This window comes from Streptomyces sp. NPDC094034, assembly GCF_040303865.1.
In the GTDB taxonomy this organism is placed as follows: Bacteria; Actinomycetota; Actinomycetes; order Streptomycetales; family Streptomycetaceae; genus Streptomyces.
This window is the reverse complement of the sequence record NZ_JBEOUD010000142.1, coordinates 1-1053: the sequence shown is the minus strand read 5'-3', so window position 1 is coordinate 1053 and position 1053 is coordinate 1. Positions and strand designations below refer to the sequence as shown.

1 protein-coding gene is annotated in these 1053 nt (G+C 67.5%); it reads right to left on the bottom strand.

Annotated elements, in window-relative coordinates; genetic code table 11:
* Positions 1–952, bottom strand: a 952-nt coding sequence (locus ABTZ59_RS37265) for an IS481 family transposase (RefSeq protein ID WP_351426088.1), incomplete at its 3' end; no start/stop codon positions are given.
* Positions 953–1053 lie beyond the last annotated feature (101 nt).

The window sequence follows — 1053 nt, the reverse complement described above, 5'->3', positions numbered from 1 at the left end:
TGTATTGATCCGCAGCGTTGTTTACGCGGCTGATCGGGGGCTGGCCTGCGAGTGCGGTGTGGCTGCGGTGGTGGTTGTAGGTGTGGAGGAAGTCTGTCAGGGCTGCGGTCCGCTCGGTGTTGGTGGTGTATGGCCGCAGGTAGGCCCATTCGTCGAGCAGGGTGCGGTTGAAGCGTTCGACTTTGCCGTTGGTCTGGGGGCGGTAGGCGCGGGTGAGTTTGCCGGTCGCGCCGAGGTCGGCCAGGGCTTGTTTCCACAGGGTGCTTTTGCGGTAGGACCAGGCGTTGTCGGTCAGGACGCGTTCGATCCGGGTGATGCCCAGGGTGGCGAAGTGGGCTGCCGCTCTGCGCAGGAAGGCGGCGCAGGTGGCGGCTTTCTCGTCGGAGTGGACTTCGCTGTAGGCCAGGCGGGTGTGGTCGTCGACGGCGGAGTGCACGCAGTCGTAGCCGACGCCCTGCCGGGTGGCCCGGGCCGCCTGGCGTCCGTGGACGCGCCAGCCGCCGCCGTCGGGGATCCGGCCGAGTTTCTTGACGTCGACGTGGATCAGTTCGCCGGGGCGGTCGCGTTCGTAGCGGCGGATCACGGTGCCGGTGGGCCGGTCCATGAATGCCAGTCGGTTCAGTCCGTGCCGGGTCAGGACCCGGTGGACGGTCGAGGCGGGCATACCGAGGATGGGGCCGATCCGGGCCGGGCCGAGTTTGCGGGCCGTGCGCAGTTCACAGATCCGGGCCTCAAGGCCGGCCGCGGTGCGGTGCGGTGTTGACAGAGGCCGGCTGGGGCGGTCGTGCAGACCTGTCTCACCCTCTTCGGCGAAGCGGCGGACCCACTTGTGGGCCGTGGTCCGCGAGATACCCATCTCAGCAGCGACATGCGCAACCGGGCGGCCTGCGTGGACACGCTCGATGAGGATCCGTCTGCCGTGAACGGTCAGCCGGGCATTACGGTGGGACACGAAGACCTCCGTGCGGTGCAGTCCTAGACAGCTCCACCACACCGGAGGTCTTCGCCATGATCAAGCACCGGCACGTGTCAACAACGCTCGTGATCAATACA